Source organism: Hallella colorans (assembly GCF_003096815.1).
In the GTDB taxonomy this organism is placed as follows: Bacteria; Bacteroidota; Bacteroidia; order Bacteroidales; family Bacteroidaceae; genus Prevotella; species Prevotella colorans.
Window position 1 is genome coordinate 1 of the sequence record NZ_QENY01000011.1, and the last position, 26,482, is coordinate 26,482.

Below are 26,482 nucleotides of genomic sequence, written 5' to 3' on the forward strand. Positions count from 1 at the left end.
TAGGGGAGTAACGGACATTCCTTTCTTCCTTTACAGGCTTATGAAATTATGTGCCTGAGAGGAGAAGGCTTGCAACTGGGTTTTACGACTGACCCCTATTAACTTTCGCTTCGGCACGCTCCGGTACCTATCGAAAATTAATTTTGCGATGTTTGTGCTTGCCATAAGCTCCTTGAAAGAAGCCATGGAGCATGGTAGCGCGTTTTCCCTCATCATCACTTCCGCTACGCGAATGACGCGCCGCGGGAGAGTTCCAGCTGATTTTTGTGCCTTGCCTGGCAACGCGCGAGCTTGTTATACCACTTGACATCACGAAAGCGAAACTCAATTTGGAAACATGAGTGGTATGCGCGCAACACATCCTCACCCCAACATGGATGTCTTTGTGGAGAAGACACGCGGAGTCTTCTTGCCTTACTTGCTGATGTAGCTCGGGGCAATGGCTATATAGCCAGCAGCCCGCCCATGCTCAGACAACGCTGGGAATGGGAAAGGTTGAGCCTAACCCTGTTGATGCACTTAGCTCGCATGCGGTTGAAATTCATCATGTAGGTCCGCTCGCAATGGGTGTCGCAACGCTCCATCTGAGTGAGATTTATCTTTTTTTGTCGCCATATACAAAAAGAGTATTTCCAAGAGTAGGCTCTCAAAAGTTTCGCCTAATTTCGCAGATGAGCTTTTGATGGCATCTCCGCAGATTTCCATATTTTGGTTGAGTGGTACTGATATCATTTACTTGATGTTTATTCCACAATAAAATTACTGATAATCAGCCACATGGTCAAACTTTATTAGTTGTATATAGTTAATTAACTCACTCTCTAATTTCCAAACGATTACATTAGAATTAACGGAGTGTTGGATTAATAATATTGACAATAATTCCTTTTGGCTTACCGTAATATTATAATAGAAATAGCATGGACTTATCAAAATACTTCATTTTACTCAATGGTGAACCAAAGACGTTACAGATTGATGTCATACAAAGGAATGGTACCAATGGTTATAGCGTGCGTTTTAAAAATAACAAGCGAACCTACAACTATGGCCGTGACAAGGTTGTTTGGCTCAACAATCCAGAATGGAAAGACCCTGCTCAATGTAAAGTCTTTGTGGATAGCAAACTGCAGAGTGGCATTCGCGAAATTTGGAGATTTGATAATAATGGACAATCCTGTTGGAGAATCATCAACCACAATGGTATTATACAGGATGATATAACAGGTAGAATTGCTGTTACGCAATCTTGTCTTCAAGAGGTTGTCAGCAAGGATGTGTTCGTTTATATGAAAAATGTGGCAACTGTCAACAATTTGGGCAAGGATGAAAATAATTCAGATGGTACCTTGTCTAAGATATATAATATGGTAGATTTCGTTGCCGATGATTTGGCTGCTGCCTGTTATCTCAATCCTGCAAAAAACAAACCAAAGAAGTTGAGCCACTCTGACTTGATATATCCTTTCGGTTGCAATGCTAGCCAGAAAGTAGCCGTTGCTAAAGCTTTTGAGCATCAAATAAGCGTTATTCAAGGACCTCCGGGTACGGGCAAGACGCAAACCATCTTGAACATCATTGCAAATATCGTAAGGCAAGGAAAGACTGTCATGGTCGTGTCAAACAACAATTCTGCTACAGCAAATGTACAAGAGAAGTTAGACAAATATGGTATAGGTTTTATAGTCGCATCCTTGGGCAGCAAGGATAACAAGGACCATTTCATTGCCAATCAGCCAACATTACCTACAATGTTGAAGCAATGGAACTTATCGCTGCAGGACAGTTTCAAGACCAAGCGTATGCTGCATGACTCACTCAACCAACTTGACAGAGTGTATGCCTTACAAAACAATCTGGCAGAACTAAGTCAAGAGAAGCAAGCGGTAGAATTGGAATGGAAACACTTCAAGTTGGAACAAGGCATCTCACAAAATGAGGTCTCCTTTCCCAATGCCAACTCTGCTCATGTCATTTGGCTTTGGTTGAAACTGCAGTCCATAGCCGAGACCGCGGGCGCGAAGCAGTTGAGTATATTCCAACGCGTCAAATTATGGTGGCTGAAACTTGTGTGCAAATACAAATGGCACATACAGCATAGCTTCGATGCAGCGAACTTGCAATCACTGATTGTAGAGTTACATACTCTATATTATGTCAATCGTCGCAAGGAACTTGATGCCAAAATAACAGACTATGAACAACAATTACGTTCATACGATGCGAAAAGTTTAACAAAAACGCTCACGGACTGTTCGCTGACCTTGTTGAGAGCAGCCTTGAATGACAAATATAAGAATGGCAGAACATCCTTTGTGGATACGAAGGATATGTGGCGACAAGCGGAAGAGCTCCATAAGCAATACCCCGTTGTACTCAGTACCACATTCTCAGCAAGGTCGTGTATGTTGGGAGATACGCCCTACGACTATCTAATCATGGACGAAGCATCCCAAGTGTCGTCATATACGGGAATATTGGCTCTTACCTGTGCCAAGAATGCGGTGATTGTAGGTGATACAAAACAATTACCAAATGTGGAGACAGAAGAAGACCGAATGAAACTCCGAGAGATAGCGAAGCCATACAACATCGCTGATGGTTATGACTGTGCTGAATATAGTTTCTTGGAGTCGGTGCTGAAAGTTATACCAAACGTGACGGAAACTATGCTACGCGAACATTACCGTTGCCATCCGCGTATAATCAATTTCTGTAACCAGAAGTTTTATGGCGGCAATCTGTTGGTTATGACGGAAGACAATGGTGAAGAGAATGTACTGTCGGCTTATAAGACTGTCAAGGGAAACCACGCGGTTGAGCATTTCAACCAACGTGAGATTGACGTGGTGAAGACAGAAGTGTTACCAACATTGCAAAATACCGGTTGCGTTGGCATTGTCACACCCTTCAACAACCAAGTGGATGCTTTAAACCGACAATTAAAAGATATTAAGGTCGGCACAATACATAAGTATCAAGGTCGCGAAGAAGATGCTATTATAATGAGTGTTGTGGATAACCAGATTTCGGAATTTGCCGATGATGCCAGAATGCTGAATGTAGCAGTGTCAAGAGCGCGAAAGCGCTTTTGCCTTGTTGTCACTGGCAACGAACAAGAGAAACACAGCAATATCATGGACTTGCTTGACTATATTGCTTACAATAACTGCATCGTGACGGATAGCAAGTTGGCTTCCATTTTTGACTATCTCTATGAACAATACACGGAGCAACGCATAGCGTTTCTCGAAAGTCATGCGCATATATCGGAGTTTGCATCTGAAAACCTGACGTATGCTTTAATAAATGAAGTGTTAGCATCCGACTCCGCGTACAGTTGCTTGAAAGCGCTATGCCACATTCCGCTTCGTCAAGTTGTGAAAAACACTTCCATGATGTCGGCAGAAGAACTGAAATATGCCTCCAACTATAACACGCATCTGGATTTCCTCATCATTAACAAAGTTAGCAAGCAACCGGTGCTTGCCATTGAAACGGATGGATATTCCTATCATAATGATAAAACCGAACAACACAAACGTGACATGATGAAAGACCATATTCTCTCAAACTATGGCCTTCCTCTTTTGCGCCTTTCTACAAAATGCAGCGGCGAACGAGAGAAAATCATCAGTTCTTTAAATATGGCTGTCTGTTGAGTTATTACCAATGGATTGATACAATCAATACTCCGTTAAAATTTAAGATAATGGCTACGCAACTTGCCGCTGCCCGCCATGGAGTTCCTTGATGGTATGACTAATCAGGGGTATTCCACGAATTTCTAACTAATTGTTTGTCAGCGTGATATATTACTTGTACCTTTACATAGAAAATTTCAACTTATTCCCTAATTAATTATCTCATTTTCAACGATTATATCAAAATTAACAGAGTCTTGATAAATTAGTGTTTACTGAATAAATTATAATCTCTTGATATACAAAAAATATATCTTTTTTATCTTTGGTTGTTTAACATAAAACTCGTACATTTACAGTGTTAAATCATAAGTGAGATGAAGTATACTTCATCCTTGGAACAGTTATCGGTCGATATGTTCCGTTCATCTTTTGATGAGCTGGACAGGAATGTGCTACTTTGTCAAGAACGTGATGAGGTTCCTCAGGGAACTTTGTCTTACCCTTTTCGAAATTAAGCTCAATTTATGGGCAAATGCAATTGCAAAGTTTAGAGTCCGCTGCTTTGCAGCCATGGCAATTTATTAATTCAGCGAGTACGAAATAAAATAATGATTATGGAAGTAAAGGAATTTATTCAGAATTACAAGAAGGCTTTTGGTAGTAATGCTCCATTGCCCTTGCTGTTTGGCTATAGCGAAAAACCGATAGCTGCAACAAAGAAGATAGGTGGTTGCTTTTTCAAAGGGCTTCAAGATGCGAGGGATGGGCAGCCCGTCAGCCTGAGTATCAATGTCATTGGATGTGGCGGCGGCAAACACTACACCGGTTTTACTGATATGCCAGAACGAGTGCCAGGCTTCGTGTCGTTGAAAGAGAAATACAAGAAAACACCTGAAATGGTTATTGACTTCGTTCAGGGACTTGGGATCAAACGACCTGTGAAGCCTTATCTCAATTTCATCAGGATAGACAAAACCGAATCTTTCGATGGGACGGAAGGTGTACTGTTCTATGCAACTCCCGATTTGCTATCTGGACTGTGTGGTTGGGCATTCTTCGACAATAACGCTCCTGATGCAGTTTTATCTCAATTTGGTTCGGGTTGTAGTACGGTCGTTTCGAGGACTGTCGTAGAGAATGAAAGGAAAGGCCAAAGCTGCTTTATCGGCTTGTTTGATCCTTCTGTTCGTCCTATGGTCGGCAAGAATGAGTTGAGCTTTACCATTCCATTCAGTCGATTTTTATCGATGATGGAGACAATGAGAGACTGTTTCCTATTCGATTCACATGCTTGGGATAGAATTAGGGCAAGAATGGAAGAATAATAGGCCCAAAACAGAATATACATAGGGGGGCATAAGTGACAAGAAGCGACCTTAAACAGCTTGTATTTCCTTTATCTATGGTCTACTAAATAAGTATAACCCACTGACATTCAATAATATATACCTTATATTATTTGTGTAATTCACGAAAAATGACTACCTTTTGGTGTTAAAACATAAACGAAGCAAAATGAAATACTACTCACAATATCGCAGTCACGACCTGTTTGAACTTCAGGAGTTGCTTTCGGGATTGAGCAAATCCAACCGTTGGGTCAAGCTGGCCGACCACCTTCCCTGGGACAGGATAGAGAAGGAATACAACAAACGTCTGAGGAACAGTCACAATGGTGCCGGCAACGATCACGGCGGTACGATGAAGATTGACGCCACATGCTGCAACGCCGAGGTACGCTATCCAACGGATTCCAACCTGTTGGAGGACGGCAGCAGGCTGATAGACCGTCTGCTTGACAAGTTCTGCGCACGCCACAAGGTTGTATGAAAGAAATAAATTAGCAGACCCTAAATAATATAAAATATGATAGATTTTTATTATATCACACACTACATAGTGTATCGCTATTACAGAAGGCATAAAGAGAGCTATACTATGTCGATGTTATATGCTTGCGGTTTGCATATGATTTTATCATTTACATTAATAGGAAATATTGATTATTTCGTGTGTTTATTACTTGGAACTCCACTTCGTGTTGACAAACTTGTTGCTTGGGGATATATTGTCTTCTGGGTGATTTTTGAATACATGATATTCTTTCGAAATGATATATATAGAGAGATTTTTGATGAATACAACAAGCAAAGCAATACTCAAGAAATGAAATCGAAATGTAAGAAAGCAAAAATATTCAACTTTAGCTTACTTGCTATCAACTTATTATTGCTTATAATAGCAGATTATTTAAATCATCACAAATAACAAGTGTCTGTTTCTTTGGGAAAAGCATGTAGGAATATAATGATTTTGGCGTAATGGACATTTGGTAAGCCGAAAAGCTCCAGATGTCCATTATTTATTACCTATGTGGTATTTGAAAACTTATGAATAAAAAAGTAAGATCCAATATTAGCCGCCTTTGTGTAGCTTTCTTGCTTTACTACCTTTGCCCGAAAAACTTATGTTTGTACTCAACGAAACAAATGTTTTTCGGGTTTGTTGCACTCCTGTGGACATGCGTCAGGGCATCCTTCGCCTGTCCCAATTGGTACGCAGCAATGACTTCAATCCTTCTGATGGTGCTGTCTACGTTTTCTACAATCGATCCCGTAACCGAATCAAGTTGCTTCACTGGGAGCGCTGTGTTTTTGTCGTCTATCACAAGCAGATGGCACAGGGCTGCTTGAGTCCTAAAATCAAACGGGCGAGAACTGGATTTTATGAACTTCGCTGGGACGAATTGGTACTCTATATAGGGTCTGCTAATTAACTATAACTATCTGACAATTAACTATTTATGTTGTATAAAATTTGGTCAATTCGCCCAAAAGGACTGCCTTTGGATGTTAAAACATTCAAGAATCGAGATGAAATACTACTCACAATATCGCAGTCACGACCTGTTTGAACTTCAGGAGTCATTTTCGGGATTGAGCAAATCCAACCGTTGAGTCAAGCTGGCCGACCACCTTCCCTGGGACAGGATAGAGAAGGAATACAACAAACGTCTGAGGAACAGTCACAATGGTGCCGGCAACAAGCCCGCCCGCATGGTGGTGGAAGCGCTAATCGTGAAGCATGTGGAAAAACTGAGCGATGAGAAAACCATTCAAGCCATTCAGGAGAACCCCTACATGCAGTACCTGCTTGGGCTTGAGAAGTTTACGGAAAAGCCGGTATTCGTTCCAGAGTTGTTCGTCCTTGTCCGCAAGCGACTCGATCATGACTTCTTCAACATGCTGACCCTGATGCTGGCGGAAACAGACGGGAGCAAGCCGAAGAAGGAACACACCGACGAGGACGGCAACGATCACGGCGGTACGATGAAGATTGACGCCACATGCTGCGACGCCGAGGTACGCTATCCAACGGATTCCAACCTGTTGGAGGACGGCAGCAGGCTGATAGACCGCCTGCTTGACAAGTTCTGTGCACGTCACAAGGTGAAGAAGCCGCAGACCCACCGCACGGAAGCCCGCCAGGCCTTCATCGGACTGATTAAGAAGAAACGCAAGGGAAAGAAATTCATTGACAAGACAAAACTGATCCAGATACGATGCCTGCAGGCAGACTTCCAGCTGTTTCTTGACTTCCTGGGCAAACAGTCAAGCACACTTCTTGCTTGCTTCAGCCGCCATGACTACAAATGTCTTCAGGCTGCGTTCAAGATGTATGAACAGCAAAAGATGATGTTCGAGCAGAACGTCCGCAGATGTGCCGACCGCATCATCAGCATCTACCAGCCGCATCTCCGTCCCATTGTCAGGGGCAAGGCGAAGGCCACGGTTGAGTTCGGGGCTAAAATCGGTGCCAGCATCGTGAGCGGTTACACCTACGTGGATCATGTCAGCTGGGATGCCTATAACGAATCATCCGACCTCGGCATGCAGCTGGAACTCTACAAAAAGCGTTTCGGCATGCTCCCGCGGGAGGTTCAGGCCGACAAGCTCTATCTGGGGAAAGAGAATAGGAAGCACATCAAGTCCTGCCATGTCAATTGCTACAACCGTCCATTGGGCAGACCTCCCAAGGAAGAGAACGACACACACGCAGAGGATAAGAAGAGAGACATCGGCAAGCGAAATGAGATAGAAGGCACATTTGGAACAACCAAGAGAGTTTACCGAGCCAACGACATCCGAGCGAAACTTGACCAAACGGCTGACACTTGGATAGGAGCTTGCTTCTTCGCTAAGAACATCATGAAGTTCCTAAGGGGATTTCTTTGTCTCATTTTCGAAAAATCGGGCTTAGAAACCTTCCAAAAGAGGATAATGAGCATTTTTGACAGCATGGAGGCTGTATTACCCACACCACAAGGTTGTATGAAAGAAATAAATTAGCAGACCCAAATTAGCCTTGTTTTTTGTTTATGTTCGAACTCAAAATGCTAAGCGAGAGAGGGAATATGGCTATCCAGCGTGACATTCGCGACGACCCTACAACATCACAGGAACGCCATACACTCAATGCTGAAAAAACCCGACAAACATCCTCTGAAAAATCGCATATTTGCAAAAGACTGGCTCGCCGCTCGCAAATACGCGATTTTTCAGCGTTATTCATAACCTGCTTTCAACAAGCCATTTACAAAGTTTCACGACCATTTCGATCAAAACAAATCGCCTCACATCACACCTTTAAGTACTATTCGCATGCCGGTTAGGCACTATTCACACGCCGCTTGGGCCTTAATCACGATATGAATAAGACCTAAACGCCACGCCATTAGATAGCAATCGCCCAGAGAAAATGACACAAGCGATGCTCAGAACGCCAGAAAACATGACTCCTACCCATTAAAATCACCGTAGAACAGTCTACCGTCAGGGGGCCAATTTTATGACTTTCTTTGGACAAAAAAACGCCCTCCATACCCTCCGAGACGTGGGCTGAACAAAGAATTAAGCAAAAATACTTGCATTTGTCAAGTAAAATCTTTAAATTTGCAGAAAATGTATCGTCATGGACGCAACCGAACAAACCATCAATACCTTTGCCACTCGCGTCAGGCAGATGATCCTCCAATATAACGAATTGAAACAGGAGAACGACCGTCTGTATGCTATGGTAGACGAAAAAGACGCTCAAGTGAGACAATTGGAGGTACGGTTAGCGCAGCTCAAAAACGACTACGATATGTTAAAACTGGCCAAAATGCTCACCGTGACCGACGGAGACTTGGAGGTTGCCAAGAAGCGCGTGGCCGGACTTGTCAGAGACGTTAACAAATGTATCACTCTGCTGAGTGAGAAATAAACGGGCGCGATGGCAGAAGATAATGCAAACAAGATAAACATAAGGCTACACGTCTACGACACAGACATTATGGTTCGGGTTCCAAGAGAAGACGAGCACCTGTATCGTAAAGGCAATGAACTCATCAATGAGCTTATGAACGCTTACAACGCTAACTTCAAAGGCAGCAAGAGCGATCGTGAGATTACATATTTTGCTATGATTGACTTGGCGCTAAGATTGCAACGACAACTCGAGCGCAACGATACCAAGCCTTACAAGGATATTCTTTCGACGTTAACTTCTGAGATCGAGGCTATGCTCACCGACAAAAACGCTAAAGAATATTAACCCAAAAACGTATATTTTTAATGATAAGTATTATAATCGCGGTAATTGTAGCCATGCTCATAGGCGGCATGGCCGGATACGCCATATTCCGATACGTAGCTACCGGAAAATACAAACAGATTATTGACACGGCCAACAAAGAGGCCGAGGTGATCAAAGAGAAGAAGCTCTTGGAAGTAAAAGAGAAGTTCCTTAATCAAAAAAGCGAGCTTGAAAAAGAGGCCCAGCAGCGAAACCAAAAACTGCAACAAAATGAGAATAGACTGAAACAACGAGAAATGTCGCTAAACCAACGACTGGAAGAAATGGGCCGAAAAAAGCAAGAGTTGGACCAAAACATAGCCTATGTGGACAAAGAGCGCAAGGGCATTGCCACAAGGCAAGCCGAGCTCGAGAAAATGAAAGAGCAAGAACGCGTCAAGTTAGAGGAGCTCTCTGGCTTGTCAGCCGAGGAGGCTAAAGAGCGATTGGTGCAAAGCATGAAAGACAAAGCGCACATGGACGCTGCCGGATATATCAACGAGGTGATGGACCAAGCCAAACTCGACGCTAACCAAAAGGCTCGCAAGATAGTGATACAAACCATCCAACGCGTGGCGACGGAGACCGCCATCGAAAACTCGGTGAGCGTGTTCCACATTGACAACGACGAGGTGAAAGGACGTATCATCGGGCGAGAAGGCCGCAGCATCAGAGCCTTAGAGGCCGCCACGGGTGTGGAAATAGTGGTGGACGACACGCCAGAGTCTATCGTTATATCAGCCTTCGACCCTGTGCGCCGTGAAGTATGCCGCTTAGCCCTGCACCAATTGGTGGCCGACGGCCGCATCCATCCAGCGCGTATCGAAGAAGTGGTGGGCAAAGTGAAAAAACAATTGGATAACGAGATACTCGAGACTGGCAAACGAACAGCCATCGACTTGGGCATCCATGGGCTGCATCCAGACCTCGTGCGCATCGTGGGCAAGATGAAATACCGTTCGTCTTACGGCCAAAACCTGCTGCAACACGCACGTGAGACAGCCAATCTTTGTGGAGTGATGGCAGCCGAGTTGGGGCTGAACCCCAAGAAAGCCAAACGCGCCGGACTGCTGCACGATATAGGCAAGGTGCCCGACGAGGAAAGCGAGATGCCCCACGCCCTGCTTGGTGGCAAGATGGCCGAGCGATATAAGGAGAAGCCCGAGATCGTGAACGCCATCGCCGCACACCACGATGAGGTGGAAATGGAAACACTCTTGGCACCTATCGTACAAGTGTGCGATGCCATCTCTGGAGCCCGGCCGGGAGCCCGCAGGGAGATAGTCGAGGCATACATCAAACGCCTTAACGACTTGGAAGCGCTGGCTATGAGCTATCCCGGTGTAACCAAGACCTACGCCATACAGGCTGGACGCGAGCTGCGCGTCATCGTCGGGGCCGACAAGATGACCGACGACGAGAGCACAAGCCTGAGCAACGAAATTGCCGAGAAAATACAAAACGAGATGACATATCCCGGTCAAGTCAAGATTACGGTTATCAGGGAGACTCGGTCGGTGGCTTACGCCAAATAGCACGCAAGTACCACCATACGTCTACAAACGGTCGCGGCACGCCAACAAGGCATGTCGCGACCGTTTGTTTTGCACAAGTGGCAGAGAGAAACATACCCCTCCACGGGCGCGAACAAGGCTCCAAGAGTGATCGCTCGTGGCAAATAGGACAAAAGAACAAAACCACAGAATGTGAAAAAACAATATTTTTAAAATACAAAACAATAGCATAAATCTTTTTTTTCGTATCTTTGTCATAAAGCGAGGCATGCCATACCAGTGCCACGCGAAATATGAACGGCTATCAAATAACACACAGCAAAACATATAAAAAAACACGATGAGACACACTATCTTCTTGACAGGGGCCACTGGGCACATGGGCAGCGAGACGCTCAAGCAACTGCTTGAGAAGCCGGAACGCTTTTTTGTAAAAATATTAGTGATGCCCACAGAAAAAGACAAGAAGGTGGTTCGCGCCTGCAAAGATTACGACAACGTGGAAATTATCTATGGAGACCTGACAAACTACATTGACGTGGAGCAAGGTGTAAAAGGCGCAGACTACGTGTTGCACGTGGGAGGGATGGTGTCGCCAGTTGCCGACTATATGCCTGAAAAGACTATGGAAGTGAACGTGGGTGGCGTGAAAAATATCATCAAGGCCATCAAGGCACAACCAGAACCCGACAACACGCGACTGGTCTACATTGGAACAGTGGCACAGACTGGCGACAGGCGCATGCCACTGCATTGGGGGCGCACAGGCGACCCTATCAAAGTGAGCAAGTTTGACTATTACGCAGTTTCTAAATGCAGGGCGGAGTTGGCGGTCATAGAGTCTGGATTGAAACACTGGGTGTCATTGAGGCAGACGGGGATGCTACATCCCGACTTGTTCAAAACATCAGACCCTATCATGTTTCACGTGCCAATTAACGAGGTGCTGGAATGGTCGTCTGACGTGGACTCGGGCAGGCTGTTGGTCAATCTCTGCTCATCCGATCCAGATGAGCATTTCTGGAGACACATATATAATATAGGTGGCGGCGAGGACTACCGCGTAACCAATTGGGAATTTCTCAAGATCTCATTCGCGGTGATGGGCATTAAAGACTTCACCAAATACACAGACAGCAGGTGGTTCTGCACACGTAACTTCCACGGACAATGGTTTTCAGACTCAGATAAATTAGAAGACTTGTTCCACTTTCGCAGCGCATCGCTCCGCGAATACGTGGAACAATGCAAGAAACAAGCACCGTGGTATACGTCATTGGTCAAAATAATGCCTGCCAAATTAGTCAAAACATTTTATTTCGAGAGATTGGCCTACAAAGAGCTGGGACCAATGCATTGGATCAAAACAAACAACCAAGAACGCATCAAAGCAGCATTCGGCTCTAAAGAAAAATGGCAAAAACTGTCAGAGTGGGAAAACTTTGAGCTCCAAAAACCCTCAAAAAAACCTATAACGCTCAACCACGGATACGATGAAAGCAAACCTGCGCACGAACTTAACATCAACGACATGAGGCAAGCAGCCGAGTTCAGAGGTGGAAAATGCTTATCACCATCCATGGAGAAAGGCGACCTCACAACACCTTTGGAATGGGAAAACTGCCTCAAAAAACGATTTAAGCTGTCGCCAAGGGCCGTACTCTTAGGCGGATATTTCTGCCCACAAAACATGCCCGAACCTTGGGAGTATGAGCAGGAGACAGCGCACAACAAGTTTTTGGCGCAAGTGTGCCAGCCCTGAAAAGCTCGACACCCAACTCTACCAGTGCCCAAATAGCCCCCAACCCACTATGGATACTCCATGCTAAAACAACATGGACAACGACATTGCATGACGGAAAAAAAACGTCTAATACAGCATGGAGCAATGGCTCGGATCAGAAACATTGCACCTTAAATCGAACTGCCTACGAATATCGACCTGAAACGTAACTATCAAACTATGAAATGGATAAAGCACCTAACCCAAAAATAGGATTGAAAGGAAAGCGCACAACTATCTAAATGGTAAAGAAATAGACATGGCGAGACCCAAAATGTTAACCAAAAACAACAACTACAATTTATATAAAATAGCCAAAGTTTTCTATTTTATTTTACAACTGTTTATAAATCAACCGTTTAACATTTATTAATACGACAAAAGTTGTCCAAAAAGAACAACGTATAGATTATTTTAGTATATTTGCATCACAATTCAACCAAAGATTATTTACTACAATAATTACACCTAATTAAATTAATGAAATGATACAAACAGTTGTCAAACGCGACGGCAGAATCGTGGGTTTCAACGACCAAAAGATACAAGCCGCCATTAGAAAAGCCATGCTTCACACCGAGAAGGGCGAAGACGAAAGGCTCATCGTTCGCATCAGCGATCACATCTCGACCAAAGGCAAATCCCAAATGTCAGTGGAAGACATACAAGATGCCGTGGAAGTGGAACTGATGAAGAGCGCCCGCAAAGACGTGGCGCAGAAATATATCGCGTATCGTAACCAGCGCTCCATAGCCCGAAAAGCCAAGACGCGCGACATATTCATGGAGATAGTGAACATCAAGAAGAACGATGTGACACGCGAAAACGCCAACATGAACGCTGACACGCCAGCCGGCATGATGATGAAATTCGCCTCGGAAAGCACCAAACCGTTCGTAGACGACTATCTTTTGTCCGAAGATGCGCGCGATGCTGTCAAGCACAATCTTATCCATGTGCACGACAAAGACTACTATCCCACCAAGTCGCTCACCTGCGTACAGCATCCGTTGGATAACATATTGCAATACGGTTTCGTGGCTGGTCACGGATCGTCAAGGCCCGCCAAGCGCATTGAAACAGCAGCGGTCTTGGCATGCATATCACTCGAAACATGCCAAAACGAGATGCACGGCGGACAAGCCATACCTGCTTTCGATTTTTATTTGGCACCTTATGTGCGCTCCTCATATATAGAAGAGGTGGAGACTTTAGAGCGTCTTACCGGCAAAGATTTGACACAATTGAAGCATGCGGAGATAGACGACTTCGTAGAAAAAGACTTGCAAGGCATGGAGGGCGACGAGCGGTTGTTGCAGCATGCCATCAACAAGACAGTGAACAGGGTACACCAAGCTATGGAGGCTTTTATCCATAACATGAACACCATACACTCGCGCGGCGGCAATCAGGTGGTATTTTCATCCATCAACTACGGCACGGACACCTCTGCCGAGGGACGATGCGTGATGCGCGAGCTGCTCAAATCCACCTACGAAGGGGTGGGAAATGGCGAGACCGCGATATTCCCCATACAAATTTGGAAAAAGAAACGAGGCGTAAACTATCTACCAGAAGATCGCAACTATGACCTATACTGCTACGCTTGCAAGGTGACTGCCAGACGCTTCTTCCCAAATTTCCTCAACCTTGACGCCACATTCAACCAAAATGAGAAATGGAAAGCCGACGATCCCGAGCGTTATAAGTGGGAGATTGCGACGATGGGTTGCCGCACTCGCGTGTTTGAAGACCGCTTCGGCGAGAAAACATCAGTGGCGCGTGGAAACCTGAGTTTCACCACGATTAATATCGTGAAATTGGCCATCGAGTGCATGAGCGTAACCGATAAAGACGAGCGTATCAACCTCTTTTTTGCCAAATTGGATCATCTTTTGGAGCTAACCGCCAAACAACTGGACAACAGATTTCAATTTCAAAAGACCGCCTTCGCCAAACAATTCCCATTGCTCATGACCAAGTTATGGACTGGGTGCGAGAAGCTCGGACCAGACGACACGATAGAAAGCGTTATCAATCACGGCACGCTGGGCATCGGATTTATCGGCCTCGCGGAGTGTCTCGTGGCTCTGACAGGCAAGCATCACGGCGAGAGCGAGGAGTCGCAGGCATTGGGATTGAGAATAGTGACTTACATGCGAGACCGCGCTGGCGACTTCTCGGAGCGCTACCACCACAACTACTCTATACTCGCCACACCGGCAGAAGGCCTGAGTGGCAAGTTCACCATGGTAGATCGCAAGGAGTTTGGCATCATCCCGGGCGTGACAGACCGCGATTATTACACCAACTCTAACCATGTTCCCGTTTATTATAAGTGCTCAGCGCGCCACAAAGCCGAAGTGGAGGCGCCCTATCACGACCTCACTCGCGGTGGCCATATATTCTACGTGGAGATTGATGGAGACGCCACGCACAACCCCGACGTAATCAAAGGCGTGGTGGACATGATGGACAAGTTGAACATGGGCTATGGCTCCGTAAACCATAACCGCAACCGTTGCATGGAATGTGGGTACGAGAACGCCGACACAAACCTTGAGACTTGCCCCAAATGTGGCAGCCATCACATAGACCGCCTGCAACGAATAACGGGCTATCTCGTGGGAACGACAGACCGATGGAACCATGGCAAGCTGGCCGAACTGAACGACAGGGTGCAGCACGTGAACCGAGACTTAAACTCACAAGTGTAACAAGCGCCACCGAAGACTACACTATGTGGCGTGGTGGAACACCTCATGCGCAAGCCACAAGCTGGCATGCCGGACATATTTAGAATGTCCGACATGCCGGATTTCACCTCACCACCCCACCCTTTTTTGTTTTTTATTTTCTATTTCTCAATTTCAAACTCTCACAGATGCTCTCCATTTTAGACATCGTAGAAGACACCATGGTGGACGGTCCGGGCTTCCGCACCTCGATATACTGTGCCGGATGCCCGAACGAATGCCCCGGATGCCACAATCCGCAGTCGTGGAACATCGCCAACGGGCACACTGTCACCACTGAAGAGATTATGCGAGTGATAGAGGCCGACCCCTTTGCCAACGTCACTTTCTCGGGTGGCGACCCGATGTTTCAGCCCGAAGGCTTCGCCGAATTGGCCGAAGCCATTCGCGCGAGAACAAACAAAGACATCTGGTGCTTTTCCGGATTCAAGTACGAGGCCTTGCTCAACAATCCGAGACAACGCAGGCTTTTAGAGCTAATCGATGTCTTGGTGGATGGCCCTTACGTACAAACATTACGCGACGAAAGCCTTATTTTTCGTGGCTCGAGCAACCAACGCATCATCGACGTGCGGCAATCGCTGCGCAAAGGAACCGTGGTGTTGCAACAACTATCAGCTTAAAAAGAAAAACAAAACCTTTTTACCTTATTTTTTTACCCCAATTAAAGAAGCCGAGAACATTCGCGGCCAGCACGGAAAACACCATTGTCTCATCCCCTCAAGTTTGACCTACATCAAAGAAAATTGATTTTACGACACATTTCAACATTTATTTTTGTATATATGGGGTAAGCGTCCTTATCTTTGTCAGCGGATAATATTTAAGGTAAAAAGAACATTATGGACAAGTTGACAATCATGAACGCACAGGCAGACTTGCAAACTTACAGTCGCCTTGAGAAGATTCTTGCCGACCGTCGCGCCACTTTGGCTTGCAAAGAAGACAAGAAAGTATAATATCAAACGCCCCACTCGCGATAACAATCAGAGTGGGGCGTTTGATTTTATGGGCATCATTCATCATTGACAACTTCCCAATCTCACCATATCAGCGCCATAACATGCTGGCCATGACTATGTCAACACTACATCTCCATGACCAGTTTGCCCATACACACCTTACTCATCCATGACCTGTCAGCGTCAAAACAAACGTATCCCCTATCAGTTTTAGGGGAAACCTACGCTGCAAATAGGGGTTTACCCTTGCTCAAAAGCGACCTGATGGCTATCTTTGCCTTATATCAAAACAAATCTAAAGCAAAGAGTGCAACCATTTAAACCCTAATAAAATGAAAAAGATAATGATGATTTTGGCCATGATATTGGTCACCGTGACAGACTCCACCGCCATGCCATACCATCAAGCCAAACGTGAGGCACTGTTCTTAGCTGATAAAATGGCATATGAACTTAACCTCACCGAAGACCAATACGAGGCTGTGTACGAAATCAATTTAGACTACCTTATGACAGTCAGCCATCAGTCTCGGTCATACAGACGCCCATGGATTAGGCGCGACAACATGCTGCGATACGTGCTCTCGCCATGGCAATACCGTGCCTATAGGCGCGCGGATTATTTTTACAAGCCCATTCGATGGATAGGCAACAACTGGAGATGGGGTGTTTATAGCAGATATGATCGGGGCAGGTTTTACCGTGGTCGACCCTCTGCATTCATCTATTACAGAGGCGGGCGCCCATCACGCTATTATCAAGATCGCGTCTGGTACCAACGCCCAAGAACCAACAACCGATGGGACGACGATGTATACATGGATAAAAAGTCAAAGCACCGTGGCAACAGCCGCCACGATTGGCATGAACACAAGCATGACAGACGTTAGGAAAAAAATTAGGTAAACCCTTGTTTAGGATTTGACAACTTTGGAAACCTTCATCGTTTTCATCCATCCGCCTCGCCATATACGTGTCAAGAAGATGGTGCCACGAAACGTAAGCTCGCACGCCATAGCCACCCACACGCCACGCAAGCCATGGCTTTGGGCCAACCAATAAGCCAAAGACAAGCGCACGCACCACATGGACAGCAAGTTCATCATGGCTGGCTTGAGCGTGTCTCCCGCACCCACGCACACACTATAGCTCACTATCGACGCCGCAAAGAACGGCTCGGCAAAAGCCTCAATGCGCAACACGTCGGCGCCCAAAGACCTTATTTCGTCTACAGGAGATAAAAAACCTATCATCTCGGGGGCAAATATATACATCACCAAACCCATGAAAGCCATCACGACCATGCCCATACCGATGGTCATATGGGCAAAACTTTTGCACAAATCATTGCGCCCCGCACCGTGCGTCTGCCCCACAAGCGTGGTGGCGGCGTCGCCAATGCCATAGCCGGGCATATAGCACAGGCTCTCGGCGGTGATGGCAAACGAGTTGGCAGCGATGGCAAAATTGCCCAGCGGGGCCACAATGAGGGTGCTCACCACTTGCGCACCACTCATAAGCACACTCTGGACCGCCATTGGCAAACTAATTCTCAAAGCTTTATAAACATAGTCCCACACCCACACAAAGCGTTCTTGATCCAAGCGCAAAGCCAATATTTTGTTCCGGTGCATGGCCATGTACGACATCGGCACCACTGTCACCACGTACGCGCACATTGTTCCGAGAGCCGCTCCCATCACCCCAAGATGTAGCATGTAAATATAAAAATAGTTGAAAGCCACGTCGAGTGTGCACAGCACAATGCTCAACACGCTGGGCATCCGCATGTCGCCCGAGCTTTTTTGCATGCCAGCCATCAGATGATAGAGCAGCACCACAGGCAGCGTCATGGCGTAAATGAGAAAATAAGTGGATGCGTTGCCAGCGATGTCAGCTCCACCACCGAGCCAATACGGCAGCGGACGGTGTATGGCAACGCCCACGGCGCACATCAACAACCCAAAAGACAAACCGAAGACGATGGCGTGCCTAAACACCGCGCGAGCCTTGACAAAATCGTTCGCGCCAATAAAGTGAGCCACCTGAACCGTGAACCCTATGCCCATTGCCGCCATCACCGATCCCATGAGCCACGTGGTGGTCTCTATAAGTCCGATACTTGCCGATGCCTCCGCGCCGAGATGCCCCACCATGGAGGCATCGATGAAAAACATCATCACGGTGGTAATCTGGGCCAACATGGAGGGAATGCTCAACTCCACGATGAGATTGAACTTTTCCCTGCCGCTCAGAGGCAGCTGGTCGCGTATCTTGGCCAAAAGTAGTTCGCTTCGTTTATTGCTTAACATATATATTATTTGCGGATGTAAAGTTACGTCGTTTTCACCGTTCGACAAAACAATCACGATATAAACAGGGCGATTTCCCATTGAGAAATCGCCCTGCCATTATAATTTAACACTTCGATTGTCTATCGCGACAACCTGAAGTGGCGTTATCTAAAAACACCTTCCTTCTACCTCTCCTCACATTCTCGACCTATCGTCGTGTTTTTGTTATCCCATGAGACGGGCCTTGATAGTGGCCGTCCCCACAACCTTTCTTCCTTTACTAATACCTTATTTATTTCTCTGCTATCTTGATAGCTATCTATATACTTGCTATTTTCGTTTACCTATCGAGTGTTTTGTGCATTTTCTATCTTTCTCTCTGAATAGTATTTATATCCTGAACCATCTTTGCCTATGGGCTATTTTTACAGTTTTCCTATTGATCATACTAAACGTAGCGGGACATTCGCATGCGCCCAAATGTCTTCTAAAGACAATGCAAAGATAGAATGAAAAGCATGAACAACCAATGCTTTGGGTATGTTTTCCACCTGAAGATACTCAATTCTTGATTTATATCAAAACGCCGTGTGCGCAAACAAATAGCCAAAAAGATGGAAAATAAAGGCGATAATACCAATTGCCAACGCTTCCAAACAGCTGCTTAACGAAGGCACTAAGCAGAAAATAAAAAGGGGTAACAAGTAAGAAAGAGTGGCAAACGATAACCGGAAAAAGAACAAGGGAATATGGAGGATACACCAAGGCTTTCACCCTAAACCATATATAGAGTGGAAGCCTTTTGTTTATGATTATTCAACAAGCCATCCTCGCTTGGCCTTGAAATCCGGAACCGGCGTGCCAGGTCGATAATAAGACACTAACTTGATGTTGAAAATCAGCATGGAATAGGCGGGTATAGTGCCGCTCCCCTCCGCGCCATAAGCCAAGGTCCAAGGCATGTACACCTCCCACTCATCGCCAACGTGCATGTGCTGCAACGCCGTGGCAAAGCCTTCCTTGAGCGCACTCACCGCGAATTTGGCTGGAACAGCCATATCCATGGAGTTGGCATGTTTCCAACTTGAGTCAAACTCATAGCCCTTGGGGTAGGATGCCGACGGCAGGAGCCTGCCCGCGTAGTGCACACGCACACTGTCCGTATAGAGTGGGCAGCCAGCCCCTGTTCCCTCCTTGAGCACATGAGCCACGATATATTGTGTGTTGTCGCCATGCTGCGTCTCCTCATAGTTCCAACTTCGTATCACTTTCCACGCTGGGTCTCCAGCGGCAGCGCGCTCTTTGGCCTGCGCGTAAACCCTGTTCCATTCTTTCAGGTTGGTTTCTTGCCAATGGGGAAATTCGTCTTCCTTGTCCGCGTTCTCCGCACACGACGCAAAAAGCAGCAGCGACGCGAATGTCAATGTCGAGGCAACGGCCCACGATCTTATGCGAGCAGCGCTGTTTGTAATGATATTTTGTATTCGAGACATTTGTTGTTATGCTTTATTAAAGTTGATGGTTGACGGGGCATGGCAGACACGCCACAATGGTTTGGCAAGTTGGGCACACTGCCCCATTCTCCTCGTGCTATTTATCCCAACCAGCTATTTGCGCGCCAAGCCTCTTGAGCAGCGATGTCACGCTCACACGGTTTTCTATCAGCGAGCGCAGATCGGCTATGTCCACACGCTGCTGCTCCATGGTGTCACGGTATCGCAACGTCACCTTGCGGTCCTTTGGCGTGTCGTGGTCCACGGTCACGCAGAACGGCGTGCCGATGGCGTCTTGGCGGCGGTAACGCTTGCCGATGGAGTCTTTGGGGTCTCCATAGTGGGTGTTGAAGTGGAATTTCAGCTCGTCCACCACCTCGTGGGCTATCTCGGGCAGCCCGTCTTTCTTGTCCAACGGGAACACGGCGCACTTCACCGGGGCCAAGGCCTCGGGCAGTTTGAGCACCACGCGCGTCTCGCCGTTTTCCAAAGTCTCCTCGGTGTAAGCGTGGCACATCACGCTGAGGAACATGCGGTCCACGCCGATGGATGTCTCCACATCATAGGGCGTGTAGCTCTCTTGTGTGTCGGGGTCGAAGTATTTGATGCTACGGCCGCAGTATTTCTCGTGCTGCGAAAGGTCATAGTCGGTGCGACTGTGTATGCCCTCCACCTCCTTGAAGCCAAACGGCATCTTGAACTCAATGTCGGTGGCTGCGTTGGCATAGTGGGCCAACTTCTCGTGGTCATGGTAACGATAGTTCTCGTCGCCCATGCCCAATGCCTCGTGCCAAGCCAAGCGCACCCGCTTCCAGTACTCAAACCACTTCATCTCGGTGCCGGGCTGGCAGAAGAACTGCATCTCCATCTGCTCGAACTCGCGCATGCGAAACACGAACTGGCGCGCCACTATCTCGTTGCGGAACGCCTTGCCTATCTGGGCAATACCAAAAGGCAGCTTCATGCGCCCCGTCTTCTGCACGTTGAGATAGTTCACAAAGATGCCTTGCGCCGTCTCAGGCCGCAGGTATATCTTGTTAGTGGCGTCGGAGAGCGAACCCATTTCGGTGGAGAACATCAGGTTGAACTGACGCACGTCGGTCCAATTCTTGGAGCCACTAACGGGGTCGGCTATGCCCTCGTCCTCGATTATCTGCCTCAAAGCCACGAGGTCCGGTCCTTGCATGGCCTCGGCGTAGCGAGCGTGCAGCTCGTCACGCTTTTGCTGGTTGGCTATCACGCGGGGGTTGGTGGCCCTGAACTGAGCTTCGTCAAAACGCTCGCCAAACTTCTTGGCGCCCTTTTTCACCTCCTTGTCTATCTTTTCCTCGTACTTGCCGATTTGGTCTTCTATAAGGTTGTCAGCCCGATAGCGTTTCTTCGAGTCGCGATTGTCTATGAGGGGGTCGTTGAAAGCGTCCACGTGGCCGCTGGCCTTCCACACCGTGGGGTGCATAAAGATGGCCGCGTCTATACCCACTATATTCTCGTGCAGCAGCACCATTGACTGCCACCAATATTGCTTGATGTTGTTTTTCAGCTCCACGCCGTTCTGTCCGTAGTCGTAAACGGCGGCCAGCCCGTCATAGATGTCGGAACTTGGAAAAACGAAGCCATATTCCTTGCAATGGCTCACTATCTTCTTGAAAACATCGTCTTGTGCCATGTTTGTGTCTTGTTGTTTTATGTTCTAACCTTGCAAAGGTAGCGTTTTTTCTGGTATTAAAGGAACAAAACGCCATTAATTTAATGTCACTTGCCACATAACGTTGGCCGAAAACTTATGGATGGCGCCATGCGAAAGTCTTACGGCCACCAATAAGCAGGACGAAAAATACGAAATAATCATACCAAATTTAACATTTATGATTAGAGACAGCGTGTACAAGATAGCGCTAACCTTGTTCGGTCGGGAGAAAACCATGCCTACTGCAAATATACTTCGTAAACCATATTGGGCACGTCATCAACGTCATCAAGAGGTAAAACGCCAAGATCCGAACAAGACTATTTACAAAGACAATTTCAAAATAGCTAACACAATTTTATAACAGCTTTATAAAAAGGATGTTTTTTTGCTTTTATCAAAAAATTACTTTATTTTGCAAAATGTCACAACCCCGAACACATATAACATCAAGCGCGCACAAAACAACTATATTTGAACATACAAAAAATTACAGAGTTTGTTCAATTTGTACCCAAAACGTCATAAAGAATTTCTTCAAGCCTTTAATGAAACCAGTGCAGAAAGACCATCTTTTATTATGCACCATGATAATAGTTGGTATATTGCCGTTAGGAATTGCGTCTATTTTTAATTCAGTAACCATCATCACCCTGCTTTCTTTATTAGGATTCTTTGCATGTATCCTCACTTATTGTTATACCAAAGATTATATCAGCAAGCATCAATAGTTCGCTTAAAATTTGGGATAATGGCTACGCGCTATCCGTTGCCAGCCAAAGAATTCTTTGATAGTATAACTAATTAATTTTCGGTTCGGTATGCCCCGATACCTGTCGAAAATTATTATTGCGATGGATAAACGCCCTTTCTCTTTCGTCATTGAGGGCGATGCAGGCGATGCCGAGAAACTGAAACATGCAACCTATTACAGGCGCGGCGTTATAGAGCAGTTTCAATACGGCTTGAGATGGGAACCGGGCAGAAAGGGATTTGAGAAATACGGGCAGCAAAGTAATGGATGAAGAATAGCAGCAACGAAGCAAAGGGACCAAGAAGTACCCCCCTACTTATCGTTATAATGTCCCTCCACCTCCAGCACATAGACCTCAACGACATTATCGTATATGTCATAGATTATTCGATCGTGGGCAGTGATATGCCGAGACCACGTGATATCCCCACCGCCCTTTAACGCTTCTGGATGGCCAATGCCAGTTCTTGGATGTTCCAAAAGCTCATCGTAGATTTTCCTATACTTCTTGAACAAGTTGAAATTTGACTTCTTCCATTTAGAAATCACCTTGTCCGCACCATCGGAAACTCTAATCGTGTATATCATAGACTGTTGAAATAAGCGTCAATGTCCGCATGGCTTTTGAGAGTTTTGCAATTCCCTGCCTTGATTTCCGCCCTTGCTTTGTCTATTCTTGCTTGCAGTTCGGGGGTGATGCCTAAATCGTCTTCCTCAATGGGAACAAGCGTGTAAGCCTGCTTTTTGTTCCTGTGAATAATGATTTTCTCGCCCTTGTCTGCCAGGTCGAACACGTGTGCCTGCTGGCTCCGAAATTCTCTCGATGTGAAATTTAATACTGCCATAATTCTATTTTTCGACAAAGTTAAATGGTTTTCTTCAAATTTCCAAAAATAAATGTACCAAATTTGGTACACGTAAAAGACTTGCTCCACAAAAAAATTACGTCCTTCCCCACAAAGGAAATTGTTTTTGTCTTTTTTCATTTTGTTTCCTTTCCATTTTTCGGGAAAACAAATCGATAAAGGCTTTATTTCTGTTATAGACAACGTCTGTTATGCCCATTCTCGCGCGCCAAACGCGACCAAGCTTGCCTCGTGCCTGCCACACGGTGCGATTAAGGGTTATTCAGCGCGCGATTAGGCCCTAAACACAGTGCGATTAGGCTCTAAACACGGTGCGATTAAGCATTAAACGCAGTACGATTAGGCCCTAAACGCAGTGAGCGAAAAAAGAAAACGAAACAGCAGAAAAACAAAATCACCATAACTGACCGTTGCAAAGCGAGTTACTCCAAACATAAAATTGAACGCATATTCACGGCCAAAGGCTTGCCAAAATCGTACAGGCTCGGTATTAGGAGACGTTTGTCAAAATAATTCAGCAATGTGATGACAAATCCAAAAGAAAGAATGACAACGAGCGTCACTCGCCTTTTGATAAAAAGCGACCGCCAAATCAGAATATGAAAAAGGGGGCAAGTCCTACTCTTGCTCTAAGCGTGCTTCCCCATATCGGTTTGTGCGAGCGTCTCGCCGTCAAGCGTACGTATGGTGACGACACCATGCTCCATCATGCCAAAGGTGGGCGGATTGCCGCCTTTGGGGAAGGTGATGGAGCCAAGGTTGCAGAAAAGAGTGCCCGTGTCGGCCGCGCGCAGCTCCCACAAATGGGTGTGGCCAGTAATCACCGCGTCAAAATGGCCGGGTGGCAATTTCTCCTTATTATATATATGGCCATGCGTGAGCAGCACGCGCCGCCCCTCATCCACCAACAGTGAGTAGGTGGAGAGCATGGGAAAATCGAGCAGTTGCTGGTCCACCTCCGAGTCGCAGTTGCCCCGAATGGCCACGATGTCGGCGGCCATAGCGTTGAGCGTATCGGCCACGCCGCGCCCGTCAAGCCCCTCGGGCACACGGTTGCGCGGCCCATAGTTGATAATGTCGCCCATGACGAGCAGCATATCGCACCGCTCGTCGCGGTAAAACTGGAGCGCGGCACGCAATCGTGGCAGAGAGCCATGAATGTCGGAAATCATCATGTACTTCATGGTTTCAGCCCCTTAGATAGTCTTTGAGAGAAGAGTTCTTGGTCATTTTGCCAATCCTCCTGATGGCCTTGTCACGTATTTGGCGCACGCGCTCGCGCTTGATGCCCATGTCTCGCGCCGTTTCCGCCATCGTCTTTGGAGAGCCGCCGAGCCCATAGAGCGAGCCCACAACCCGTTGGTCGCGCTCGTCCAAACGGGCCACCAACGATCGTAACTCTTCCATCAGTCCCGCCCGCTCGACAGCCTCATTTGGGATGGGAGCGTCACGGTCTGGGATAACACGGCCAAGACTCAACTCTGCACTACCGCCTATGGGTTGGTCTATGGACAGGGCGTGGCGGCGTTTGTTCTCCAATGCCACGTCCTCCGCGTTGCGCGGCACACGGTAGAGCCCGCCCTGCTGGCGCACGGCATCCTCCATAGCCTCACGTATATAAGGTGCCGCGAAAGCCACGAAGCGCTTGCCGCTGTCGGCGGTGTATTTGGTGGCGGCGCGAAGCATGCCTATATTACCCTCGCTGACAAGATCCTCAAACGCCAATCCACGGTTGGTGTACTGGCGAGCCAAAGACACCACGTAGGTGAGATTGGCTTTGGTGAGACGGTCTATGGCACGGCTGTCGCCAAGCTGTATGCGCTGGGCGAGCTGCCGCTCCTCGTCATCGGTGAGGAGGTCAGGACGGTCTATCTCGTCCATGTAACGGTCAAAAGCGTTTCTGTCTTTGTTCATAGTGCTGATTATAAACCGGAATCTAAGAGCAACTCGGCCACCTCCTCGGGCGTATTGAACGGCATACCGTCAGACAGCTCGTTGTCAGACAGCTCCGCCACCAACGCCTCAGCCTCGGCTTTGGTGAGCTTGGGCGTGCCGTCGGCGTCGCTGGCTTGCATCAACGCCCGCAATATGGCAGCGCGATATTCTTCCAAATCTTTCACGGTTCGCAATTTTTATTTGCGGTAAAGTTACGCATAAATTATCAAACAACAAATGATTTTAAGTACCAATCATGAGCCAGACTCACTTTTTTTGTATAATTTTGCGCATTGACAACCAAAAAGGCCGCGCGTACGAGCATACCAAAGCGCAAGGCGACGGGCCACGCCCGCACCGGCGGTACATTGTGACGATGCGCGCGATGAGGCATAGGATATGATTAGCAAAGACAGCATAGAGCAGGCTTACGCATTCTTTCACCAGAAAGAGCGCGTGTACTCGCGGGCCACAGACCCCACGCAGAGAGACGAGATAGAGTATGCCATAGACATGTACGTGCAACAAATGAGTGCCGAGCTGTACGCGCTGCTGTCCGACGGGCACCGTGAGTACCTGCTCACCCACGCCACGTTCGGCCGCGACCTCGCGCAAGCCGTGGAACGGCTGGAGAGCATGCTGTGAGCAACAAGTCAACGACAAACACCAAACCACCTTGACACATTACACCAAGAAAACCATGAGGACGATTGCGAGCAACATCAAAGCGCGGCTGGGCCGACTGTCATATCGCACAGGCGTGACTGTGCTCGCGATGTGCATACCTTTTTATATATTGTCGTTCGCGCAGATGGCGTTGCCCATCCCCACCGCCGCCAAAGGCGCATTGTGGGTGGCACTGTTCGGGATGGCCAAGACGTGCCAATACTGCGGCATCACCATCGTGGGTGCCAAGGGCATCAAGGCATGGTGGCAGAAACGCAAAAAGACGACGCGAGACTCCGGGCGACAGGAAGCGTAAACCACGATGCGAACACTTAAAAAATGTAAAACATCGTGCGTTCCTTCGCTTTTTCGCTTGAAAGACATTATCTTTGCACTCGCTTTCAAATTTTAAAAGCAACTGGGTGGTTACCAGAGTGGCCAAATGGGGCAGACTGTAAATCTGCTGGCTCTTGCCTACGGTGGTTCGAATCCATCACCACCCACATCCG

25 protein-coding genes and 1 tRNA gene are annotated in these 26,482 nt (G+C 47.0%); 17 read left to right on the plus strand and 9 right to left on the minus strand.

Going from position 1 to position 26,482, the window contains the following annotated elements:
- Positions 1–443: 443 nt before the first annotated feature.
- Positions 444–584, minus strand: coding sequence for a hypothetical protein (locus tag C7379_RS12710; protein ID WP_165815037.1), 141 nt, complete (start codon positions 582–584; stop codon positions 444–446).
- A gap of 336 nt (positions 585–920) precedes the next feature.
- On the opposite strand from C7379_RS12710, the gene C7379_RS06655 reads away from it, so the two are divergent.
- From C7379_RS06655 to C7379_RS06715, 13 genes are all read left to right on the plus strand, one after another.
- Positions 921–3,662 (plus strand): AAA domain-containing protein, encoded by a 2,742-nt coding sequence (locus C7379_RS06655; protein WP_116616583.1) that lies wholly within the window; start codon positions 921–923, stop codon positions 3,660–3,662.
- Between the two features lie 599 nt (positions 3,663–4,261).
- On the plus strand, positions 4,262–4,972 hold the full coding sequence (locus C7379_RS06660) for a DUF169 domain-containing protein (protein WP_116616651.1): 711 nt from the start codon (positions 4,262–4,264) through the stop codon (positions 4,970–4,972).
- Between the two features lie 190 nt (positions 4,973–5,162).
- A complete protein-coding gene (locus tag C7379_RS06665) occupies positions 5,163–5,477 on the plus strand; it encodes a hypothetical protein (protein ID WP_116616584.1) in 315 nt (104 codons plus the stop codon).
- Between the two features lie 36 nt (positions 5,478–5,513).
- Complete coding sequence (locus C7379_RS06670; protein ID WP_133241879.1) at positions 5,514–5,915, plus strand: hypothetical protein; 402 nt, start codon at positions 5,514–5,516, stop codon at positions 5,913–5,915.
- 199 nt (positions 5,916–6,114) lie between these two features.
- Entirely contained in the window at positions 6,115–6,423 is a 309-nt protein-coding gene (gene tnpB / locus C7379_RS06675; RefSeq protein ID WP_116616586.1) for an IS66 family insertion sequence element accessory protein TnpB, read from the plus strand.
- Between the two features lie 187 nt (positions 6,424–6,610).
- Entirely contained in the window at positions 6,611–7,996 is a 1,386-nt protein-coding gene (locus C7379_RS06680) for a transposase (protein WP_473234642.1), read from the plus strand.
- Between the two features lie 622 nt (positions 7,997–8,618).
- Positions 8,619–8,912, plus strand: a complete 294-nt coding sequence (locus tag C7379_RS06685; protein WP_116616588.1) for a hypothetical protein — start codon at positions 8,619–8,621, stop codon at positions 8,910–8,912.
- Positions 8,913–8,921: 9 nt separating this feature from the next.
- Positions 8,922–9,242: a cell division protein ZapA gene (locus tag C7379_RS06690; RefSeq protein WP_116616589.1), complete on the plus strand. Its 321-nt coding sequence runs from the start codon at positions 8,922–8,924 to the stop codon at positions 9,240–9,242.
- A 20-nt stretch (positions 9,243–9,262) separates the two neighbouring features.
- The gene (gene rny, locus C7379_RS06695; protein WP_116616590.1) at positions 9,263–10,798 is read left to right on the plus strand and encodes a ribonuclease Y; all 1,536 of its coding nucleotides are present in this window, start codon (positions 9,263–9,265) and stop codon (positions 10,796–10,798) included.
- A gap of 319 nt (positions 10,799–11,117) precedes the next feature.
- Entirely contained in the window at positions 11,118–12,539 is a 1,422-nt protein-coding gene (locus C7379_RS06700) for an NAD-dependent epimerase/dehydratase family protein (protein ID WP_116616591.1), read from the plus strand.
- Between the two features lie 506 nt (positions 12,540–13,045).
- Entirely contained in the window at positions 13,046–15,277 is a 2,232-nt protein-coding gene (locus tag C7379_RS06705; protein WP_116616592.1) for an anaerobic ribonucleoside triphosphate reductase, read from the plus strand.
- A gap of 167 nt (positions 15,278–15,444) precedes the next feature.
- Positions 15,445–15,939 carry an anaerobic ribonucleoside-triphosphate reductase activating protein gene (gene nrdG / locus C7379_RS06710; protein ID WP_116616593.1) on the plus strand — a complete coding sequence of 165 codons (495 nt, stop codon included), beginning with the start codon at positions 15,445–15,447 and terminating at the stop codon, positions 15,937–15,939.
- Between the two features lie 671 nt (positions 15,940–16,610).
- A complete protein-coding gene (locus C7379_RS06715; protein ID WP_116616594.1) occupies positions 16,611–17,168 on the plus strand; it encodes a hypothetical protein in 558 nt (185 codons plus the stop codon).
- Positions 17,169–17,192: 24 nt separating this feature from the next.
- Here C7379_RS06715 and C7379_RS06720 read toward each other — a convergent pair whose 3' ends face one another.
- The 3 genes from C7379_RS06720 to C7379_RS06730 all read right to left on the minus strand — a co-directional run bounded on the left by C7379_RS06720 (position 17,193) and on the right by C7379_RS06730 (position 21,731).
- Complete coding sequence (locus tag C7379_RS06720; RefSeq protein WP_116616595.1) at positions 17,193–18,590, minus strand: MATE family efflux transporter; 1,398 nt, start codon at positions 18,588–18,590, stop codon at positions 17,193–17,195.
- Positions 18,591–19,384: 794 nt separating this feature from the next.
- A complete protein-coding gene (locus C7379_RS06725) occupies positions 19,385–20,065 on the minus strand; it encodes a BamJ family beta-barrel-assembly machinery protein (RefSeq protein ID WP_116616596.1) in 681 nt (226 codons plus the stop codon).
- A 97-nt stretch (positions 20,066–20,162) separates the two neighbouring features.
- Positions 20,163–21,731, minus strand: a complete 1,569-nt coding sequence (locus tag C7379_RS06730) for a glycine--tRNA ligase (protein WP_116616597.1) — start codon at positions 21,729–21,731, stop codon at positions 20,163–20,165.
- 875 nt (positions 21,732–22,606) lie between these two features.
- On the opposite strand from C7379_RS06730, the gene C7379_RS12715 reads away from it, so the two are divergent.
- A complete protein-coding gene (locus C7379_RS12715; protein ID WP_165815038.1) occupies positions 22,607–22,777 on the plus strand; it encodes a hypothetical protein in 171 nt (56 codons plus the stop codon).
- Between the two features lie 41 nt (positions 22,778–22,818).
- On the opposite strand, the gene C7379_RS06745 is transcribed toward C7379_RS12715, so the two are convergent.
- The 5 genes from C7379_RS06745 to C7379_RS06765 form a co-directional block, all read right to left on the minus strand.
- On the minus strand, positions 22,819–23,094 hold the full coding sequence (locus tag C7379_RS06745; RefSeq protein WP_116616600.1) for a type II toxin-antitoxin system YoeB family toxin: 276 nt from the start codon (positions 23,092–23,094) through the stop codon (positions 22,819–22,821).
- Positions 23,091–23,351: a hypothetical protein gene (locus C7379_RS06750; RefSeq protein WP_116616652.1), complete on the minus strand. Its 261-nt coding sequence runs from the start codon at positions 23,349–23,351 to the stop codon at positions 23,091–23,093. The genes C7379_RS06745 and C7379_RS06750 overlap by 4 nt, the downstream gene beginning before the upstream one ends.
- A gap of 650 nt (positions 23,352–24,001) precedes the next feature.
- Positions 24,002–24,556: a phosphodiesterase gene (gene yfcE, locus C7379_RS06755; protein WP_116616601.1), complete on the minus strand. Its 555-nt coding sequence runs from the start codon at positions 24,554–24,556 to the stop codon at positions 24,002–24,004.
- A gap of 4 nt (positions 24,557–24,560) precedes the next feature.
- The gene (locus C7379_RS06760; protein ID WP_116616602.1) at positions 24,561–25,286 is read right to left on the minus strand and encodes a sigma-70 family RNA polymerase sigma factor; all 726 of its coding nucleotides are present in this window, start codon (positions 25,284–25,286) and stop codon (positions 24,561–24,563) included.
- Positions 25,287–25,294: 8 nt separating this feature from the next.
- A complete protein-coding gene (locus C7379_RS06765; RefSeq protein WP_116616603.1) occupies positions 25,295–25,492 on the minus strand; it encodes a hypothetical protein in 198 nt (65 codons plus the stop codon).
- 214 nt (positions 25,493–25,706) lie between these two features.
- Here C7379_RS06765 and C7379_RS06770 point away from each other — a divergent pair, with 214 nt between their 5' ends.
- The 3 genes from C7379_RS06770 (at position 25,707) to C7379_RS06780 (ending at position 26,476) form a co-directional block, all read left to right on the plus strand.
- Positions 25,707–25,952, plus strand: a complete 246-nt coding sequence (locus tag C7379_RS06770; protein WP_116616604.1) for a hypothetical protein — start codon at positions 25,707–25,709, stop codon at positions 25,950–25,952.
- Between the two features lie 55 nt (positions 25,953–26,007).
- Positions 26,008–26,289, plus strand: a complete 282-nt coding sequence (locus C7379_RS06775) for a hypothetical protein (RefSeq protein ID WP_116616605.1) — start codon at positions 26,008–26,010, stop codon at positions 26,287–26,289.
- 104 nt (positions 26,290–26,393) lie between these two features.
- Positions 26,394–26,476, plus strand: a tRNA-Tyr gene (locus C7379_RS06780).
- Positions 26,477–26,482 lie beyond the last annotated feature (6 nt).

Excerpts from the sequence above, each read along its gene's own strand:
- C7379_RS12710 (WP_165815037.1), bottom strand. The coding sequence starts at position 584 with ATGGAGCGTTGCGACACCCATTGCGAGCGGACCTACATGATGAATTTC.
- C7379_RS06655 (WP_116616583.1), top strand. The coding sequence starts at position 921 with ATGGACTTATCAAAATACTTCATTTTACTCAATGGTGAACCAAAGACG.
- C7379_RS06660 (WP_116616651.1), top strand. The coding sequence starts at position 4,262 with ATGGAAGTAAAGGAATTTATTCAGAATTACAAGAAGGCTTTTGGTAGT.
- C7379_RS06665 (WP_116616584.1), top strand. The coding sequence starts at position 5,163 with ATGAAATACTACTCACAATATCGCAGTCACGACCTGTTTGAACTTCAG.
- C7379_RS06670 (WP_133241879.1), top strand. The coding sequence starts at position 5,514 with ATGATAGATTTTTATTATATCACACACTACATAGTGTATCGCTATTAC.
- tnpB (WP_116616586.1), top strand. The coding sequence starts at position 6,115 with ATGTTTGTACTCAACGAAACAAATGTTTTTCGGGTTTGTTGCACTCCT.
- C7379_RS06685 (WP_116616588.1), top strand. The coding sequence starts at position 8,619 with ATGGACGCAACCGAACAAACCATCAATACCTTTGCCACTCGCGTCAGG.
- C7379_RS06690 (WP_116616589.1), top strand. The coding sequence starts at position 8,922 with ATGGCAGAAGATAATGCAAACAAGATAAACATAAGGCTACACGTCTAC.
- rny (WP_116616590.1), top strand. The coding sequence starts at position 9,263 with ATGATAAGTATTATAATCGCGGTAATTGTAGCCATGCTCATAGGCGGC.
- C7379_RS06700 (WP_116616591.1), top strand. The coding sequence starts at position 11,118 with ATGAGACACACTATCTTCTTGACAGGGGCCACTGGGCACATGGGCAGC.
- C7379_RS06705 (WP_116616592.1), top strand. The coding sequence starts at position 13,046 with ATGATACAAACAGTTGTCAAACGCGACGGCAGAATCGTGGGTTTCAAC.
- nrdG (WP_116616593.1), top strand. The coding sequence starts at position 15,445 with ATGCTCTCCATTTTAGACATCGTAGAAGACACCATGGTGGACGGTCCG.
- C7379_RS06715 (WP_116616594.1), top strand. The coding sequence starts at position 16,611 with ATGAAAAAGATAATGATGATTTTGGCCATGATATTGGTCACCGTGACA.
- C7379_RS06720 (WP_116616595.1), bottom strand. The coding sequence starts at position 18,590 with ATGTTAAGCAATAAACGAAGCGAACTACTTTTGGCCAAGATACGCGAC.
- C7379_RS06725 (WP_116616596.1), bottom strand. The coding sequence starts at position 20,065 with ATGTCTCGAATACAAAATATCATTACAAACAGCGCTGCTCGCATAAGA.
- C7379_RS06730 (WP_116616597.1), bottom strand. The coding sequence starts at position 21,731 with ATGGCACAAGACGATGTTTTCAAGAAGATAGTGAGCCATTGCAAGGAA.
- C7379_RS12715 (WP_165815038.1), top strand. The coding sequence starts at position 22,607 with ATGGATAAACGCCCTTTCTCTTTCGTCATTGAGGGCGATGCAGGCGAT.
- C7379_RS06745 (WP_116616600.1), bottom strand. The coding sequence starts at position 23,094 with ATGATATACACGATTAGAGTTTCCGATGGTGCGGACAAGGTGATTTCT.
- C7379_RS06750 (WP_116616652.1), bottom strand. The coding sequence starts at position 23,351 with ATGGCAGTATTAAATTTCACATCGAGAGAATTTCGGAGCCAGCAGGCA.
- yfcE (WP_116616601.1), bottom strand. The coding sequence starts at position 24,556 with ATGAAGTACATGATGATTTCCGACATTCATGGCTCTCTGCCACGATTG.
- C7379_RS06760 (WP_116616602.1), bottom strand. The coding sequence starts at position 25,286 with ATGAACAAAGACAGAAACGCTTTTGACCGTTACATGGACGAGATAGAC.
- C7379_RS06770 (WP_116616604.1), top strand. The coding sequence starts at position 25,707 with ATGATTAGCAAAGACAGCATAGAGCAGGCTTACGCATTCTTTCACCAG.
- C7379_RS06775 (WP_116616605.1), top strand. The coding sequence starts at position 26,008 with ATGAGGACGATTGCGAGCAACATCAAAGCGCGGCTGGGCCGACTGTCA.